General features: G+C 50.4%; 17 protein-coding genes. 1 reads left to right on the forward strand and 16 read right to left on the reverse strand.

The window, feature by feature from the left end:
• Window positions 1-29: 29 nt before the first annotated feature.
• The 6 genes from NE619_RS04885 to NE619_RS04910 all read right to left on the reverse strand — a co-directional run bounded on the left by NE619_RS04885 (window position 30) and on the right by NE619_RS04910 (window position 4,864).
• A complete protein-coding gene (locus NE619_RS04885) occupies window positions 30-587 on the reverse strand; it encodes a thiamine phosphate synthase (protein ID WP_256131254.1) in 558 nt (185 codons plus the stop codon).
• Window positions 574-1,734, reverse strand: a complete 1,161-nt coding sequence (gene thiH, locus NE619_RS04890) for a 2-iminoacetate synthase ThiH (protein WP_256131255.1) — start codon at window positions 1,732-1,734, stop codon at window positions 574-576. Before thiH ends, NE619_RS04885 begins: the two co-directional genes overlap by 14 nt.
• Before the next feature lie 16 nt (window positions 1,735-1,750).
• A complete protein-coding gene (locus tag NE619_RS04895) occupies window positions 1,751-2,521 on the reverse strand; it encodes a thiazole synthase (protein ID WP_256131256.1) in 771 nt (256 codons plus the stop codon).
• Window positions 2,522-2,525: 4 nt separating this feature from the next.
• Window positions 2,526-3,164 (reverse strand): sulfur carrier protein ThiS adenylyltransferase ThiF, encoded by a 639-nt coding sequence (thiF, locus tag NE619_RS04900; protein ID WP_256131257.1) that lies wholly within the window; start codon window positions 3,162-3,164, stop codon window positions 2,526-2,528.
• The gene (gene thiS, locus NE619_RS04905; RefSeq protein ID WP_330640669.1) at window positions 3,157-3,351 is read right to left on the reverse strand and encodes a sulfur carrier protein ThiS; all 195 of its coding nucleotides are present in this window, start codon (window positions 3,349-3,351) and stop codon (window positions 3,157-3,159) included. The genes thiF and thiS overlap by 8 nt, the downstream gene beginning before the upstream one ends.
• Window positions 3,352-3,457: 106 nt before the next feature.
• Window positions 3,458-4,864, reverse strand: coding sequence for an MATE family efflux transporter (locus NE619_RS04910; RefSeq protein ID WP_256131259.1), 1,407 nt, complete (start codon window positions 4,862-4,864; stop codon window positions 3,458-3,460).
• Between the two features lie 363 nt (window positions 4,865-5,227).
• On the opposite strand from NE619_RS04910, the gene NE619_RS04915 reads away from it, so the two are divergent.
• Window positions 5,228-5,941 carry a YczE/YyaS/YitT family protein gene (locus tag NE619_RS04915; protein ID WP_256131260.1) on the forward strand — a complete coding sequence of 238 codons (714 nt, stop codon included), beginning with the start codon at window positions 5,228-5,230 and terminating at the stop codon, window positions 5,939-5,941.
• 87 nt (window positions 5,942-6,028) lie between these two features.
• Here the strand turns inward: NE619_RS04915 and yaaA are convergent, their stop codons facing one another.
• The 10 genes from yaaA to NE619_RS04965 all read right to left on the reverse strand — a co-directional run bounded on the left by yaaA (window position 6,029) and on the right by NE619_RS04965 (window position 18,190).
• Entirely contained in the window at window positions 6,029-6,769 is a 741-nt protein-coding gene (yaaA, locus tag NE619_RS04920; RefSeq protein WP_256131261.1) for a peroxide stress protein YaaA, read from the reverse strand.
• 3 nt (window positions 6,770-6,772) lie between these two features.
• Complete coding sequence (locus tag NE619_RS04925; protein ID WP_256131262.1) at window positions 6,773-7,066, reverse strand: nucleotide pyrophosphohydrolase; 294 nt, start codon at window positions 7,064-7,066, stop codon at window positions 6,773-6,775.
• A gap of 170 nt (window positions 7,067-7,236) precedes the next feature.
• A complete protein-coding gene (locus NE619_RS04930; protein ID WP_256131396.1) occupies window positions 7,237-8,580 on the reverse strand; it encodes an aminotransferase class III-fold pyridoxal phosphate-dependent enzyme in 1,344 nt (447 codons plus the stop codon).
• Between the two features lie 18 nt (window positions 8,581-8,598).
• Window positions 8,599-9,426, reverse strand: coding sequence for a Cof-type HAD-IIB family hydrolase (locus NE619_RS04935; protein WP_256131263.1), 828 nt, complete (start codon window positions 9,424-9,426; stop codon window positions 8,599-8,601).
• 405 nt (window positions 9,427-9,831) lie between these two features.
• Window positions 9,832-11,376, reverse strand: a complete 1,545-nt coding sequence (locus tag NE619_RS04940) for an acyl-CoA carboxylase subunit beta (RefSeq protein WP_256131264.1) — start codon at window positions 11,374-11,376, stop codon at window positions 9,832-9,834.
• A gap of 12 nt (window positions 11,377-11,388) precedes the next feature.
• A complete protein-coding gene (hydA, locus tag NE619_RS04945) occupies window positions 11,389-12,792 on the reverse strand; it encodes a dihydropyrimidinase (protein ID WP_256131265.1) in 1,404 nt (467 codons plus the stop codon).
• A 10-nt stretch (window positions 12,793-12,802) separates the two neighbouring features.
• Complete coding sequence (preA, locus tag NE619_RS04950) at window positions 12,803-14,059, reverse strand: NAD-dependent dihydropyrimidine dehydrogenase subunit PreA (protein ID WP_256131266.1); 1,257 nt, start codon at window positions 14,057-14,059, stop codon at window positions 12,803-12,805.
• Window positions 14,059-15,279 (reverse strand): FAD-dependent oxidoreductase, encoded by a 1,221-nt coding sequence (locus NE619_RS04955; protein WP_256131267.1) that lies wholly within the window; start codon window positions 15,277-15,279, stop codon window positions 14,059-14,061. Before NE619_RS04955 ends, preA begins: the two co-directional genes overlap by 1 nt.
• Before the next feature lie 21 nt (window positions 15,280-15,300).
• A complete protein-coding gene (locus NE619_RS04960) occupies window positions 15,301-16,632 on the reverse strand; it encodes a M20/M25/M40 family metallo-hydrolase (protein WP_256131268.1) in 1,332 nt (443 codons plus the stop codon).
• Window positions 16,625-18,190 carry an NCS1 family nucleobase:cation symporter-1 gene (locus NE619_RS04965; RefSeq protein ID WP_256131269.1) on the reverse strand — a complete coding sequence of 522 codons (1,566 nt, stop codon included), beginning with the start codon at window positions 18,188-18,190 and terminating at the stop codon, window positions 16,625-16,627. Before NE619_RS04965 ends, NE619_RS04960 begins: the two co-directional genes overlap by 8 nt.
• Window positions 18,191-18,229 lie beyond the last annotated feature (39 nt).

The following is an 18,229-nucleotide window of genomic DNA, read 5'->3' on the forward strand; positions in this document are numbered from 1 at the left end:
CCCTGAAGCGCATTGCTGAGGGGATTATCCTACAGCTGCATGTACCCGGACATGCGGCAGGCGCCCTGCGCCCCTGCCGCCCGAATCTCGCCCTCATTTTCATCTGTGATGCCGCCCAGAGCAAAGACCTCCATAGAGGTTTCGGCGCAGATTTCTTTCAGGAAAGCCGTTCCCTTTCCTGGAAGGCCTGCCTTGCAGCCGGTTTCATAAATATTGCTTGCCGTCACATAATTGGCTCCGGCCTGCTGAGCAAGCCGTGCTTCTTCCAGTGAATGGACCGATGCGCCGATCAAGCTGAAATCTCCCAGCTCTCCCTGTTTTTCCAGGAGCAGAGGCAAGGGCAGATGAAGGGAGCCGCAGCCGATTTTTCTGGCCGCTTCCGCAAAAGTATGGCAGATCAGTTGGATTCCGGCGGCCTGGCAGGCTTCCTGCACCCGGCGGGCCAGAATCTCGTACTCATCCTCCGAAAGATCCTTCTCCCGTAGGATCAGCGCATCCACCTGCCCGGAAAGCCGCAGTACCTGCCGGGGCAAGGGGCGCAGGCAAAGATGGCGGTTGGAAATCGCGATGCGTTTAAAGGAAGACATAATCATTCATCACCGGCTGCAGCCCTCTTTGCTTGATGGCCGCCACCATTTCCTCCACATTTCTTCCGTCCGCGATCTCAAACTGATCGTCCCCCTGCTCAGCGCTGTCATCGGCATGGCTTCCTATACCCGTGCTGACCCCGGCGGAAATTTTTGTAGCCGCAAGACCGATGACATTGTCCCGGAAGCCGGACCGTTCTCTGGTGGAAATGGTCATTCCGGCAAAGGGCATAAACAAACGGTAAGCGCACATTACCTGCAGCAGCTCCTTCTCATGAACGTCCTTTGGATTGATATCCGCGTTATTGACAATGGGCCTCAGCCTCGGGCAGGAAAAGGAGATTTCCGCATGGGGGTACTTTCTCTGGAGCAGATAAGCGTGCATACCGGTGGCAAAGGCATCCTTGCGAAAATCGTCCAGACCCAGCAGCGCGGCAAAAGCGACTCCCCTCATGCCGCCTTTCAAGGCCCGCTCCTGAGCATTGAAGCGATAGGGAAATACCCGTTTGTGCCCCGCCAGATGAAGGGTTTCGTATTTATCGGAATTATAGGTTTCCTGAAAAACAGTCACGTAATCAGCCCCGCACTGATGGAGATAGGCATAGTCCTGCGAATTCATGGGATAAACCTCGATTCCCACCATTTTAAAGTATTTCTGCGCGATTTTGCAGGCCTCCCCGATATACTCGACATCGGATTTGGCGCGGCTTTCTCCTGTGAGAATCAGGATTTCCTCCAGCCCCGTGGCAGCAATGGCCTGCATCTCCTTTTCAATCTGCGCCTCATCCAGGCGGGCGCGCCGGATCTTGTTGTGACAGTTGAAGCCGCAGTAAATACAATAGTTTTCACAGTAGTTGGAAATATACAGCGGTGTGAAAAGGCAGACGCTGTTGCCGAAATGTTTCTGGGTCTCCTTTTTCGCCAGCTGCGCCATCTCCTCCAAAAACGCTCCGGCAGCGGGCGACAGCAGTGCCTTGAATTCTTCCAGTCCCCGGTTTTCCTTCCTGAGGGCGTACTTCACATCTGCCGCAGTATAACGGCTGTAATCGTAGCTCTCCATCGCTTGCAGGACCTCATCCATAATTCTGGATTCCTCCAGCACTTCCATTTCCGGCCAGTATTTCATATGATCGATCTTCTGGTTCATTTCAGCTGCCTCCTGTCTATTCCTGCAAAAATCCGGTCAGCGGCGACGATGCTTCTCCGCCTTTTTCCACTATGCGACCCAGACCGGCCAGATATGCGGCCCTGCCGGCCTCGATGGCTTTTCGGAACGCTTCTGCCATTGCCGGGATATCCCCCGCTGTGGCGATGGCCGTATTGGCCATGATGGCGTCCACTCCCATCTCCATAGCCTCACAGGCCTGGGACGGGCGGCCTATCCCCGCGTCTACGATAATGGGCAGGTCCAGCTCATCCACCAGTATCTGGATGAAATCTCTGGTGCAGAGTCCCTTGTTGGAGCCGATGGGCGCTGCCAGCGGCATGATGGCCGATGCTCCGGCATTGGCAAGATCTCTGGCCGCATTGAGATCCGGGTACATATATGGCAGTACCACGAACCCTTCTTTGGCGAGAACTTCCGTGGCCTTTATGGTTTCATAATTATCGGGGAGAAGATATTTGGAATCGTGGATGACCTCTATTTTTACGAAATCGCCGCAGCCCAGCTCCCTGGCCAGTCGTGCGATGCGAACGGCTTCTTCGGCGTTTCTGGCCCCGGAAGTGTTGGGAAGCAAAGTCACCCCCTGAGGAATATGGTCGAGAATATTCCCTTCTCCCGATGAATTGGCCCGGCGCAGAGCCAGAGTGATGATTTCCGCTCCCGCCTGCTCCACTGCCGCCTTGATTAATTCCACATTATACTTTCCTGAACCCAGAATAAATCTGGAATGGAATTCGTGTCCGCCGATCACTAATTTATCATGTTTCATACTGTTACCTCTCTTCTAAAATCAATTGCACAATCTTATTTGCCTGATGGCCCGCGCATACCGCTACCCGGGGCGCCATCAAGCCTATTCCCTCTGCGATATCCGACTGCTCGTCGCCGCACACATAAAAACGGCGGCTTACCTTTCTGGTGCGAATCCGGTCCGCGTCATCATATCCCGCCATGCCCGAACCTGCCACCAGATATGCCCGCGGCAGACAGGAAAGCACCTGCTGCGCCAGCATGGCCTTATCCTCCGGCCCGTCAAAGGCCTCGCAGATGTAACGGTATCCGGAAAAAACATCGCCCACCTGAGCCTCCGTTATGCGCCCATTATATAATTCCAAATCTATGTATGGATTGATTTCCCGCAGCCTTTGAGCCAGGGCTTCTGTTTTCAGCTGCCCTAAATGGCGTACGTCATAGACCTGGCGGTTAAGGTTGGAAAGATCCACCCGGTCGAAGTCGATCAGCTTGAGCCTTCCGATCCCGGTTCTGGCCAGCATTACCGCAATGTTGGACCCCAGGCCTCCCAATCCCGCTACAGCCACCGACGACTGCCGCAGCTTCTCATAGACCGCCGGGGAAAAACGGCTGTCACAGATAGCGCGAATTTCTTCTTTTGATGGAATCAAATCACCCACCCCCTACAAAATGTACGATCTCCAGCGTGTCGGCATCGCTCAGCTCCCGGTTCTGAAATTCGCTTCTCGGCAGAATTTCTCCGTTCAGCTCAGCCGCAACCCGTTTCAGATCGTAGCCCTGCTGCTCCAGATATTGCCCCAGCGTCATCCGGGACTCCAGCTTCTTTTCCTCACCATTGACTTTCACGGCCATTCCTCCTTGTCCAATTTAAGGCAACTAAAAAGGCACACGAAGTTCCACACCCGAGGTGGTGTGCCCCTTCATGTGCCGTAATGCCACAATCTCAAAATTTTTATTCTTTTTTCAAATCGGTATTTATTATAGCACAGCCTTCCTCCTCAGGCAAGGAATTTTTCAGCTTGCTTTTCCAGAGTCTGCGGTAAAGCACCAGAGCCACAGCCGACGCTGTCACCTCAGCGATGGGGAAGGTAATCCATACCCCTGTCAGACCCATATCCGTAAAACGAACCAGTACGAAAGCCAGCGGCGGAATAATCGCCATCTGCCGCAGCAGGGAAACAGCAAGGGACCGCCCGCCTTCACCCAGGGCTTCAAAGGCTCCTGCAATAATCACGCCCACTGTGGAAAAGATGAACCCGCAGCATATGATCCGCAGGGCGCTGATCCCGATGTCCAGCATTTCCTGCGACCCTCCGAACATCAGCAGAATCCATTCCGCGCCGAGGAGAAAGAGAATCGTTCCCACTGCCATGATGGTAGCTGTAACTGTCAGGGAGCAATGCAGCGTCTTTTTCATTCGCCCGTAGTGCTCCGCACCGAAATTATAGCTGATGATCGGCCGCATCCCCTGCACCAAGCCGTTGACCGGCATGTAGACAAAGGTCTGCAGTTTGAAGTATATGCCGAAAACAGCCACTGCCAGCTGGGAAACTCCGGCCAGAATTCCGTTGAGAAGGCCCACCAGCAGAGACGGCATGGACATGACCATGCAGGAAGGAATGCCGACGCTGTACAGCTTGCGAACTACCTGCCGGTCCCAGTGAAAGTCTTTCACCTTGATATGAACGCCGCAGTTTTTCTTTCGATAAAAGAGTACCGCCAACCCGCAGGCGCAGCACTGTCCGATAATGGTAGCGATTGCCGCTCCCTTTACGCCGAGGGACGGAAACCCCAGAAGTCCGAATATGAGGATGGGGTCCAGTATGATATTCACTCCCGCGCCCACAATCTGAAACAGCATGGGCGCAAGCATTTTTCCGGTAGCCTGAAAGATCTTTTCAATCAAAATATGAATGAGACTGGCCCCCGACAAGCAGATGACGATATGGCTGTACTGGCTGCCCATTTGCAAAATCTCCGGGGAATCGGTAAAAAGCCCGACAAACCAGGATGACCCCAGGATTCCCAGAACAACGAACCCGGTTATATGGAAAAAAGTAAGGAACAGCCCGTGGCTGGCCGCCTGGTCCGCATCCTCCTGCCTCTTTTCTCCCAGGCTTCTGGCGATGTTGGCATTGACCCCGACGCCCAGCCCGACCGCCACCGCCAGGACCAGATTCTGGAGAGGAAAAACAATGGATACCGCAGTCAGGGCTTCCTGGCTGAGACGGCCTACGAACAGGCTGTCTACGATATTGTATAAGGATTGGATCAGCATGGAAACCATCGCCGGTACGGACATGGTCATTAAAAGCGGAAATACCGGTTTTGTTCCCATGGGATTTTCTGCACGTGTCATATAAAAAGCTCCTTTAACGATTATTGTCATTTGTATGCGGCGTGCGGATCCGCACAAAAAAAAGACTACAGGATGCCTGTTTATGATTCAGAAACAGGTAAAGCTATAGCCTTTTCAGCCGTTCTATGGTAGCACGTAAGCCGCATTGTGTCAACGAGAAAAATTGTTTGTCCTGGCCGTCTTTTGTGTTCCATTCACTTCGGTTCATATATGATAATTTTTCTTACATAATAGATTTTTTCTTAGTTTTGTGATACAATATCTGTGGATTTGAAGCAGTGAGCCCCATCGGACAAGTTTTATCCAGATTTCATTCCTTGGCGGCACCGCATCGATCCGGTTAATATCGTACAAGGAGGACCAATGTTAAAACAAAATTTCTGCAACACTGTATTACGCTATTTTTTATTTTTGTTAGGCATTTTCACCATTTCTCTGGGTATTGCCTTTTCCACCTGTTCCAGTCTGGGAACCACGCCGCTGGCGAGTCTGCCCTATTCCCTGAGCCGGGGATTCGGTCTCACGATGGGGAACTTCATGATGATGCTCAATTTAGCCTGTTTTATCGGACAAGTTATTCTGCTCAGAAAACAATTTCCTAAGCTCTGGATTCTGCAGATTCCGGCCGCTTTTATCTTCGGCTGGATGACGGATTTTTCAAATACTCTACTGTCCTGGCTCCATCCGGAGACGTATGTCGCTCAGCTGGGATGTCTGGCCATGGGAATCCTGCTGGTCGCCCTGGGGCTCAGTATTGAGGTTTCGGCCAATACAATCATGCTCTCTGTCGATGGATTTGTAAAAGCCATCGTAATGGCCGCTCATAAAAACTTCGGCAAGACCAAAGTGGCCCTGGACATTACGCTGGTCAGCCTGAGCATCATCGTTTCTCTGACGATGCTCCACAGCATTGAAGGCGTTCGGGAAGGGACAGTTTTAGCCGCATTGCTGGTGGGAACGCTCAGCCGGATCTTTGCGCCGCTGATCGGAAAATGCGTGCCAAAACCGCGGGAAAAGGTTTCCGTAGGGCTATCCCCAAGCCATGCTGTTTCCGCTTCCGAATCGGAGGTTGTATAAACCATTTGTTTGGACGCAGCCCGGCAGTTCAGATTTAAGGTTGGTTACCCATATTCTCCTGTTTTGTGGACAATATGGGTAACTTTTTTATTTTAAGAATATGTATTCCTTTTCCGACGACAGTTCCTCGCAGAAGGTATAATGGGGCGAGTCAAATTCCTTCAGCTCTTCCGGCCGTCTGACTTGCCGCTCAGCCATAAAACGAACCATCTCACCTCTGGCCATCTTAGCCTGTGTTCCCTTTTGAACCACCTTCCCATTCTTCCATTCTCCGAAGATACAGGTGATAAATTGGTCCTCTGGTCCAAGATAGGCTTCAATACAGCGGGAATATTCCTTAGAGGCAAGGTTGATGACTGTCCGGTCGCCATCCATCACCTGTTTATACAGCTTGTCGCCCCAGAATTCGTATAAATTCTTCGTCCCGTCCACCCGTGCCTTTGCCTGCATTTCCAGACGATAAGGGGTGACCCCGTCCAGCGGTCTCAAAACTCCGTAAAACCCGGACAGTATCCGCAGGTGCTCCTGCACGTACTGCCAAGCACTCCGGGAAAAAACTTTAGGCGCCATATATTGATACTGGATGCCTTCATAGGAGAGCACCGCCGGAGTCAGGTTTTTATTCAGGTCCATCTGCGCGAAGCGTTGGAAGTTCAGGCCGGCAATTTTATCGTTGCAGCCCCACAGCTGCTGCGCCTCTTCAAAGGTAAGTCCCCTCATCCAGCCCATGATCCTGCCCGTCTCTTCCGGAAAACAGGGTTCGCTTTCCGCCGCGAACAGGTCGTTATCCACATTCATTTTCTTTGCCGGTGAAATAATAATCTTCATGTTCTATTCTTCCCTGCAGGTTTCCACCGGGTACTTTACCCCGTTTTTTTCGATCTTTCGCAGCATTTCCTTCTTTATATCAATGCCGATCTTGTCGCTGAGCATCAGGCAGTACAGCATCACATCGGCAATCTCATCGCTGAGAGCTTCCAAGTCATAATCGCTGTCCCACTGGAAACATTCCAGCAGCTCGCCCGCTTCGATGGCAATGGATTTTGCTAGGTTTTCCGGGGTGTGGAAGGGTTCCCAGTTTCGGGCTTCGTTGAATTCCCGCAGTATCTTTATGATGTCGTTCATAGTTAATGTCCTTTCGTACTCATAATCTTTTTCCCTGCCGTATCTCCTTATTTTATCATATCGTTTCTATTTTCGCCCGCCTTTGGACAACAAAAATCCCTGTGCAGGACATTGGAAAGTTCCGGCACAGGGATAAAGCCTATTATGCATCTGTAATCAAATGTTTTTCATCAAATCATCTCATCCACCGAGTCGAGCACCCGATCCATGATTGCCATTGCTTCCCGCAGCTCTTCCCCGGCGATGATCAGCGGCGGAGCCACCACAATCATATTTTCGTGGGAATAAGTAAAGAAGCCTTCCTTCATCAGCATACCTATGATCTTGGGCATGACCCCCTCCGGGTCATTGTTGAAGGATACAATAGGCGCGCCCGATTCATCTTTAACGATTTCCATAGCGGAGAACAGGCCGATCTGGCGGATTTCGCCGACACATGGATGTGTCTTTGAGAAACCTTCTAAGAACTCTCTCAGCAGCTTGCCCTGCTTGGCTACGTTTTCTTCGATGTTCAGGTTTTCATACTCCTTGATTGTGGCAACCGCTGCCGCACAGCCCATAGGGTGAGCGTTGTAGGTCAGACCGCACATCATCTTATGGTCGTCAAAGTATTTCTGGATTTTTTCTGAGACAATGACGCCGCCGATGGGAACGTACCCGCAGGTTACGCCTTTGGCAAAGGTCACCAGATCCGGTTCTATGCCGTAATTCTGGAAAGCAAAGGCTTTACCCGTACGATACCAGCCTGCCATAACCTCGTCGCACACCATTACAATTCCGTATTTCGTGCAAAGATCCCGCACGCCTTTTATCCATTTTGCAGGCGGAATCAAAATACCGTTGGACCCGACTACTGTTTCCAGGAAAATTGCAGCGATGCTTTCCGGTCCTTCATAGAGAACCTGATTTTCCAGCAGCTCCAGATAGAAATCAGCCGCATCATCTTTGTCCTTGAAGGCAACCTGTTTTGGCGCTCTATAGGCATACGGGCCGTCATATTTGATGAAGCCTGCCGGTCCCGGCTCGTTGGCAAAGTGCCGCGGTTCACCAGTGAGCATGCCCGCGCCTGCGGAAGATCCGTGATAGCAGCGGTACATGGAGAAAATCTTCCATCTTCCAGTGTATTGTTTTGCCATTTTAATTGCGTTTTCATTGGATTCAGCCCCTGCGTTGGTGAAAAATACCTTTGCGTTTTTCATCCCGGACATCTCCACAACCGCCTCCGCAGCATCCGATCTGACATCGATGGCAAAGGCCGGACTGATGAACGGCATCTTATCCGCCTGGTCCTTGATAGCCTGGATAATGGCTTTATTGCCGTGTCCCAGATTTGAGTTCACCAGCTGGGAGGACATATCATAATAGCGGTTTCCCTCCTCATCCCAGAAATAAATACCTTCGGCCTTTGTTATGACCTTAGGGTTAATGGCTTTCTGAGCGCTCCATGAATGCAGGTTGTACTTTAAGCTTTTTTCTTTAATTTCGGACATTTGGTTCTTCCTTTCTTTCCTAATATAATTGCGAAACGAATATCAGATAAACTTCATAATTGCTTGCGCCAGTCCGTCGCAGTCATTACTGGCCGCAACGAAGTCCGCACGCGCTTTTACATTTTCATCGGCGTTTTCCATGGCAACAGCAATATCGGCCGCAGCCAGCATTTCCAAATCGTTTTGGCTGTCTCCGGCGGCCATAACCTCATTCAGGTCTATGCCAAGGTTTTCGCATAATTTTTCCAGAGTTCTTGCTTTACTGCAGTTCTCTGCAATTAACTCCACATTGTTCTTTGCGGAAGATGTTATATGCGCATGCTTCACATCTGCAAGAGCTTCCTTGATTTTACTCTGCAGTGAATCCGGCTCGAAATAAACGGCGACCTTTTCGATCTGAGTTTTATGTACATCCAAAAGATGGATGACGCCTCTTACCGGAACTCTGGTTGTAAGGACATAATCACGGCTCCGGTAAGAGATCTGTCCCTGCTCAAGCTTCTCGTAATAGGACCGTTCAATATGGGCGCTGCCTTTGACGTATATTTCTATCATCAGCGCCTCTTTTTGGAGGATATTTTTTATCTCTTCTGCGCCCAGGGGGTCAATGTAGTTTTTATAGAGAATTTCTCCGCTTTGCGCATCTCTTATTTCTGCGCCATTGGACACAACCGCATAGCGAATACAATTGCCGCCGTCCAGCTCTAAAAGCTCCTGCGGCAGTGATTTATAGCACCTTCCCGTTACCGGCACCACCACAATGCCCAGGTGTGCGGCTTTGATTAAAGCTTCTTTTGTTTTTTCCGTCAACTGATTCTGCGAATTTAATGTCGTTCCGTCCAGGTCCAGGGCAATCAGTTTTACATTCATTCAAAACTATCCTTTCTATACTTGTCAGGCAGACTTCCCAGCATAAATTCTTTCTGGTAGCCCGCATGGCTCGCTGCGCTGCAAGAACCGGCTCATATGAAAAGCTGCCCAAAAGGTAAATTGTTTCAAAGGCCGGCGGCTGGTTGAAACCCCTGAATATCAATAGACAGCCCGCAGCAGCACAATATTGATAGTTTCACAGTGGTTTTGGAAAATAAAAGCATTAAAATATCAATAGCGCATATTTTATTGTGCTATTTTGATAATTTCGTGCGAATTTTATCGTATTTTCTCCTGAAAATATCATTGAGTCTTGATATAATTATATATTTTGATATTCTTCCTCATTTCCGGGCGATTTCCGAGCGACAGTCCAGGCAACAATCCGGGTGATATATTGATAATTTACAATGGTATATTGGAATGTTTTTTATATGGCATCGCCGGCTTTTTGTTGCGGATAATCCTCAGATCTTTGATGATTCTGCTTCGCAGCTCCTGCGGATCGATCACATCGTCTACGATACCGTATTCGGCTCCTTTATATGGGTTGAGGAACAGCTCCTTGTATTTTTCGGTCAATTCTTTGCGCTTGGCTGCCGGGTCCGCGGCGTCTGCGATTTCGTGTTTGAACACGATATTGGCAGCCCCCTCAGCGCCCATGATAGCCAGCTCTCCTGTGGGCAGAGCCAGGACGAAATCCGCACCCATGCCCTTGCCGCACATGGCCGAATAGGCGCCGCCGTAGTCCTTTCTGACCACGACTGTGATCTTAGGAACCGTGGCTTCCGAATAGGCAAAGAGCAGCTTGGCCCCATTGCGAATGATGCCGTTATGCTCCTGCATAACGCCCGGAAGATATCCCGGCGTATCTGCCAGAGTGACGAGCGGGATGTTGTAGCAATCGCAGAAACGCACGAATCTGGCGGCCTTCCAGGAGGCGTTCACATCGATACAGCCTGCCAGCATTTTCGGTTGGTTGCCTACGATTCCTACCGTTTCCCCGCCCAAACGGGCAAACCCCACCACGATATTCTGTGCGAAGCTTTCCTGAATCTCCATAAAATCCTGGTTATCCACAAAGCTCCTGATTACGTCCTTCATATCAAAGGATTTCTGCGCATCGACGGGAATGATCGTTTTAATTTCCGGCGTTTTGCGGTCGATGGGGTCGTTTTCCAGATACTTGGGCGGCGCTTCCTTGCTGTTTGCAGGCAGGAAGGAAAGGAGTCTTTTTGCCACTGCAAAACCTTCCTGCTCTGAATTTACTACAAAGTGCGCCAGACCCGTTATTCTTCCATGAACGCCCGCGCCGCCGATGTCATCAAAGGTGGTTTTTTCTCCTGTCACCGATTCAATTACCGCCGGTCCGGTAACAAACATCTTTCCGGTCGGGTTTACTTGAATGATGAAATCCGTCAGGGCCGCACAGTAAGAAGTTCCGCCGGCACAGGTTCCCATAATCAGAGAGATCTGCGGTATCCACCCCGATGCGATGCTGGTCTGCCCAAAGGTGGAGCAGTACGCATGGAGGGCCGAAACGCCCTCCTGAATTCTTGCCCCGGCAGCATCGTTAAAGGAGATGATCGGATATCCGCCCTCCATGGCCTTTTCAAAGCAGTTCATGATCTTATCCCTGCCGGCCTCGCCCATGGAACCGCCCATGACCGTCACATCATTGGCGTAGGCGAAAACCGGTCTGCCGTCTACATTTCCGTATCCACAGAGAACGCCTTCATTGCCCAGGTCCTTTTTATTCAGGTCAAAGTCAGCGCAGCGGTTCTTTGTCCAGGGCTTCATCTCCGTATAGGTGCCGGCATCGAAAAAGCCGTCAATTCGCTCTTCCGCCGTCAGCTTCCCTGCCTTGTGCATTTTTTCTACCCTTTTGGGATTGTTTTTTATTTTTAACGCTTCTCGTTTTTCATGATATTTTTCATAGATGTCAGTCATTCTCTTCTCCATTTACAGTTCCGGCCCTTTAAATTCAAGCCTGTGGCATTTGATGAGCTGGCCGTCTCCGCGTTTGCCCAGGAACTCTCCGTCTTTGAACACCAGTCTCCCTCTGCTGTATGTGGCCTGCGGATAGCCTTTCAGCTTTACACCTTCCCAGATGGTATGATCCGTATCGCCGTGCATAGCTTCATTGGTAATGGTGAATTCTTTCTGCGGATCGTAGATAACCAAGTCCGCATCCAGGCCGACACGGACAGCGCCCTTGCGATGGTCCAGCCCAAACAGCTTGGACGGATTCAACGCGCATAGCTCAACCGCCTTGTTAAAGCTGATCCTTCCTGCCACTGCCTGCGAAAGCACATAAGGGTACATATTTTCCACACCGGCGCAGCCGTTGGGAATGGTTGTAAAGTTGCCGGGGCTTCCGTCTTTTTGGGTAATGCCCCAGTCCTTTTCCTCCTGCCTGAAAGGACAGTGGTCGGTGGCGATAGTCGTAATATTTCCGTTGGCAATCCCATCCCAGAGAGCGTCCTGAGATTCCTGATTTTTCATAGGCGGGGAGCAGACAAAATCTCTGCCGCGTTCCCGCTTGTAAACTTCATTGGTAAAATGCAGGTACTGGGGGCAGGTTTCAGCAAAGATCGGGTAGCCCTGCTTTCTTGCTTCTGTGACCGCTTCCATACCCATTTTATCCGCCAGATGAACGATATAGAGGGGCGCCTGCGCCATTTTCGCCAGGTTGACAGCCCGCACGTCTGCCTCTCCTTCTACCAGCTCATTCTTAGACATATAGTGCCACCAGGCGGAAGTCTTTCCCTCCGACAAATAGCGGTTTACCAGCAAGCTGTTCACGTCCTTGTTCTCTGCATGGACACCTACCAGCGCTCCCAGCTCCTTGGATTTCTCAAGGACCTTGTAAAAGGACCCATCGTCTACTCCAAAGTCATAGACCATATATACCTTGAAAGAGGGTATTCCGTATTCAACCGCTTCCTCCATGGAATCGAGCAGTTCCTCTGTGGATACGTCGCCGACTCCAATATGGAAGGAATAGTCCACGGCAGCGTCTTTACAGGCAATGGCATCTCTGCGTTTGGCAGCGTCCAAAAGCCGTTCGCCCGCTTCCTGCTGAGCAAAATCAAATACTGTAGTCGTACCGCCGCAGGCAGCGGATCTTGTGCCTGCATAGTAGTCGTCGGAGGAAATCGTTCCCCCAAAAGCCAGCGCCAGATGGGTGTGTCCGTCAATCGCTCCCGGGAGAACAAGTTTGTCTTTCGCATCTACTACTTCCGTAAAATCGGCTTCGTCAAAATCCGTGCCTATGGCTGCGATCTTCCCGCTGTCCACGGCAACGTCGGCCTGATAAGTCTCGGCGGCCGTAACAATCGTTCCGTTTTTAATCAGTAAATCCATAACAAATCCTCTATTCAAATTTTTCTTTCAGGATCAGCTCTTCCGGCTGACACCCTTCTCTCCATACCAGCTCGCCCGGCAGGATACAGTCGGCCACAGGACAAACCTTCTGACAGAGATGACAGCCTACGCAGTGATCCGTATCCAGCTCAGGCCTTCTTTTTTCTTCATTCCATTTAATAGCCTGGTGACCGCCGTCATAGCAGGAGACATAGCATCTGCCGCAGCCCACGCATTTTTCTTCATTAAAGTCCGGACGGATCTGATAAGTCCTGGTAAGCTCGGAAGGAGAAACGATATTCGGCAGTGCTTTTCCCACCAGCTCATCCAGAGAATTGAATCCTTTTTCGTCCATATAGTGCTGCATACCGGAGATCATATCTTCAACAATTCGGTATCCATATTCCATAACGGCAGTGGTAACCTGAACGTTTCTTGCTCCCACCAGCAGATAATCCAGCGCATCAGACCAGGTGTAAATACCGCCCACGCCTGACATGGGCACGCCCTGGAGGTCCGGACAGTTGCCCATTTCCGTCATAAAGCGAAGGCAGATCGGTTTTATGGCCGCTCCCGAAAAGCCGGATATAGCGGATTTGCCATTGATGACCGGCTGGGTGGTAAACAAATCATGGTCAATATCAATGACGGATTTTACGGTATTAATGGCTGAGATACCCGTTGCTCCGCCTTTCATGGCAGCCAGAGCGGAAGGGACCATATTGGTGACATTGGGAGTCATTTTGGCGATGACCGGCAGCTTGGTTCCGCTGACCGATGCTCTGGTGAAGGATTCCACCAGCTTGGGATTGGTTCCCACGTCGGAGCCCATGTTCTCTCTTCCCATATGCGGGCAGGAGAGGTTGATTTCAATTCCATCAGCGTCAGCCTGCTCGGCGTAGCTGCATAGAAGCTTCCAGTCATCTTCTGTTTGTCCCATGAAGGAAGCGAAAATAACGTGATCCGGATAGTCTCGTTTGAGTCTTCTCATATGCTCCAGATTTTCTTCCAATGTATTTTGAGAAGCGTGCTCGCAGTTTTTGAATCCGGTCCACGGTTCGCCGGCGTTGCCATAGCTTCCGAAAATCGGAGAAATCTCATTTTCGTTCCAGAGGTCGATGGTCTTATAAAAAACGCCTCCCCATCCTGCTTCAAAGCATTTTGAGATCATATCGTAATTGTTTCCTACCGGAGAGGAGGAAAGGAAATAAGGGTTTTTACACTTAATTCCCGCAAATTCAATTGACAAATCTTTCTTCACTGACATTATTTCACACCTGCTTTCTTCTCAAGATAATCGATCATGGCTGCCGCCGCTTCCTTGCCTTCCGCAACTGCATCCACCACAGTTTTTCCGCCGTTGGCAATATCTCCGCCAACGAAAACGCCTTCTGCGTCCATGCCGCCTACTGCTTCTGCGCTCTGTCCAATGGCAAAGACAACTGTATCGGCCTTTACCTTTGCCTCTGACTGCCCGTCTCTGCCTTTGAACTGAACAAAATCAACTTTTCCGTCCTTTTCAAGAATGGCCGCCGGGGCGAATTCTGTGGTTATGGTAACTCCCATTGACTGGACATACTTGATCTCAGCCATTTCTGCAGGTGCCTCTTCAATGGTTCTTCTGTAATAGATCATTACCTTTTCCGCGCCGGCAAGCTTTGCTGTTGCTGCGCAGTCCATGGCTACGTCGCCGCCGCCGATGACGATTACTTTATTGCCAATTTCCGATTTTCCGCCAGACTCTCTGGCTTCTTTCAGATAGTCCAAAGCGTAGCGTACGCCTTTTGCGTCCGCGCCCGGAAGATCGACTTTCTTCGTCCCCCACAGACCGGCTCCGACAAATACTGTGTCATATCCTGCTGCTTTTAAAGCTTCTGCTGATTCCACCTTTTTGCCCAGTTCGAATTTTACCCCCAGGTCCTTGATCAGCTGGATATCGTAATCTACTGTTTCCTGCGGCAGTCTGGCGGGCACGATGCCATAGGTCAGCATTCCGCCGGCCTTTTGCTGAGCGTCATATACAGTAACCTCGTATCCGGCGCGGGCCAGTACAGATGCCGCTGCCAGGGATGCCGGGCCAGCTCCGATGCAGGCAGCTTTTCCGGCTTTCTTTTCTTCCGGTGCTTCTACATTTTTCATGCCAAAGGCCTTTTCCTGCTCCACGAGGAAGCTCTGGAGTCTGCCGATTTCAATTGGTTTGTCGATCCCGCACCGGCTGCAGGCTTCCTGACAGAGCTGGTCGTAAGGGCAGACCTTAGCGCAGCTTCCGCCAAGGGGATTATTTTTTCTGATGGTTTCCGCAGCGCCCTTTACATTGTTGAACCGCAGAGAGCGGATAAACCTCGCCGGATCGGTTCCGGCAGGGCAGGCCTCACTGCACGGCGCGTCATGACATACCAGGCATCTTCTTGCCTCTTCTCTGGCAGTCCGCAGATTGTATCCCGCTGCTGCCTCTTCCAAATACTCTTTTTTAACAACCTTACTCAATGCATTTGCCTCCTATCTCAATTAAAAATCCAATTCTTTAAAGTCTTCCTTTTTCATTTCGCTTGCTGTCAGGAAAATTGCCGCGTTTCCGGCCAGCGCCTTTTCGATAAAGTCTGTTCTGCATTTATCATACGGCGTATGGGCAAACTGTTCCTGCATTCCGGAATAGCCGATGGTCGGTTTTCTGTAATGCCCTGCGGTAACAGCCGCATCTGTGGCAAAGGACCAGTAGCCGTATTTTACAGGCTGTCCGATATTGGAAAGGGCCTGTGCGCAGGCTTTTGTAAAGGGGTGATCCTTTTTGATCTTCCAGGCTTCGGTAAACTTGTAGCCTTCCATTACTTCTCCCGTATAGCAGGTATCGATACACGGTTTTACCTGAATATCCGCTTTGAATTCCGGATCCTCCGCCGCTATATCATCCAATACCTTCTGCAGGATTTTCATTGCGCTGTCTTCTGTTTCTCCGATCATGGTCCTCCTGTCAAAGGAGAGGAAGCACTGGTCGGGAACGATAGACAATGCACCCGGAGAACATTCAATGATATTCAGAGAGATGGATGCTGGTTCTACTTCACCGTCCGGGTCCTTCGGGAGATTCGGAATCACTTCAGTTCTGATTTTTTCAATTACCGGGATCGCTTTATAAATGGCGTTGATTCCGTTCTGCGGGCAGCTGCCGTGGCTGGTTCTGCCATATACGGTGATCAGATATTCAATTCTTCCTCTGTGCCCCAGATACAGGCTGAGGCTTGTCGCTTCCGATGAAACCATGGCGTCAAAATCCAGGCCTCTTTCCGGGAAGGTTTCCGCCAGCATACGTCTGGTACCGCCGTTTTGTCCGGATTCCTCATGTACCACGCCTGTATACATGAAATCGCCTTTCAGCTTCACTCCCTGCTCACGCAGTTTGAGAAGAATCGCACCGGCGTAGATCTGAAAACCGTGGCCGCTCTTGACATCCGACGCGCCTCTGCCGTGGATGCATTCCACCATTTCTTTTACGGTTCTGTCTTCGTTGTCACATTCACAGATATCGATCTCGCCGCCGTAAGGGTCATAGCCCTCCCAATTGCTCACATCTCCAGGGGCCACATGGTCCATGTGGGAATTGTACATAATGGTCGGTCCCTCTTCATCACCTTTTATAATCCCGATTACATTGCCGTATTTATCCCGGCTGACATCATCGTATCCCAGCTTTTCCATTTCCGCGATCAAAATCTCCGTCAGCTTATATTCATCGCCGCTGATAGACGGTGTCTGCAGCAGCTTTTGGATAAATTTGATGCAATCCTCTTTGAGCTCTTTTGCTATTTCATTGATCTGGTCATATATTTTTTCATCATACATTTTGTAAGATATCCTCCTTTTTGTCTTCTGCGTATTTCTTTTCGGTGATTTCCTCGAATTTTTCTTCGGAAACATAAGATTTCTTTTCGCTCTTCATAAACAGGATGTAGAGGACGAAAGCGATCAGGAATCCGACTATGTAGCTGTTGGCATCAAGCCACATGGTAACCGTACCGCCGATTCCGAATTTGCCCAGCAGCGGAACAATGAATCCCAGAACCCACGCCGCAATGGCCCTTATGTTCCAGCCTTTGTTGTAGTTGTAGGTATCGTCCTTTGCGTCGTACAGCGCTTTGACATTGATTCTCTTTTTCTTGATTACAAAGTAGTCAGCCACCAGGATTGCCGCTACCGGGCCTAAGATTGTACCGCAGGTGCCCAGCCATGCGAACATGAACGCGCCGGCGTCGCCGTACATCCACCAGGGCCGGTATACGATGCACAGAATGCAGGTGATGACGATTCCCACTTTGTAACTGATCTTTCTTGGCGCCAGGTTCGCGAACCCATTGGCAGGAGCCACTACGTTGGCAGCCATATTGGTCGTCAGAGTCCCGATGATAACGCCCAGTGATACGATCAGTACGACTACTTTGTTGTTCAAATGCAGCAATACTGCCGTCGGATCAAATTGAGCCTGTCCGTAAGCAACTTCGGTCACCTTGGCGAACATTGCGCCGATGGTAGCCAGTACAATAACGGAAGTCGGCATTGCGTAGAGCTGTCCTCTGAACTGTGCTTTCTGGGATTTTGCGTATCTTGAGAAATCAGGAATGTTCAAAGCCAGTGTCGCCCATACGGCGATGTTGCTTGTAATACCGGCAAGGAACACATACAGGAAACCGCCGTTGGCTGCTAATGTGGCTTCCTCATTGCCTGCCAGGAACATATCTCCTACCGATACGCCGCAATCGTTGCCCAGCGATACGATCCAGCAAACCAGACCTATGCAGAGCACGATCAGGATTGGGCTTCCCAGGCTTTCCAGCTTTTTGATCCCCTCTGAGCCTCTCAGGCCCAAAATCAAAGTCACTACCAGGAACAATCCAAATCCAATAAATCTTCCCATGCCTTCCGTATCCCAGCTGCTGCTGAATATGGAGATAATCGACGAAAATGCCGCTCCTCCTACCCAGCACTGTACCGCGCACCAGCCTGCGGCAACGACAGCTCTCATCAGTGATGGCAGGTGAGAACCCAGCCGGCCAAAGGAAATTCTCGCAAATACCGGGAAAGGAACTCCATACCTCGTCCCTGCATGGGAGTTCAGCTGCATTGGAATCAGTACGATCAGGTTTCCGATGAGAACGTTTATCAGTGCGGGGATGGGGCCCATTCCCAGGGCAATCAGTGCCGCCGCGTAGGAAAAGCCGGTAATGCAGATGACCATACCAACCCAAAGCATTCCAATGTTATAAGTGTTCCAGGTTCTTTCAGTCGCAGATGTGGGAACCAGGTCCGCATTCATATATTTCGAATCAGCCAGTTCCTTAAGGGTCTCCTCGTTTAATTCAAAGAGCCCTTTTGAAAATTCCGTTTGTGTATATTTCTTTTCCATATTTACTCCTTGTGGCGAATTTAATACGATTTCACCTTT

The sequence above is a fragment of the Anaerovorax odorimutans genome (genome assembly GCF_024459955.1).
Lineage (GTDB): Bacteria > Bacillota > Clostridia > Peptostreptococcales > Anaerovoracaceae > Hominibacterium > Hominibacterium odorimutans_A.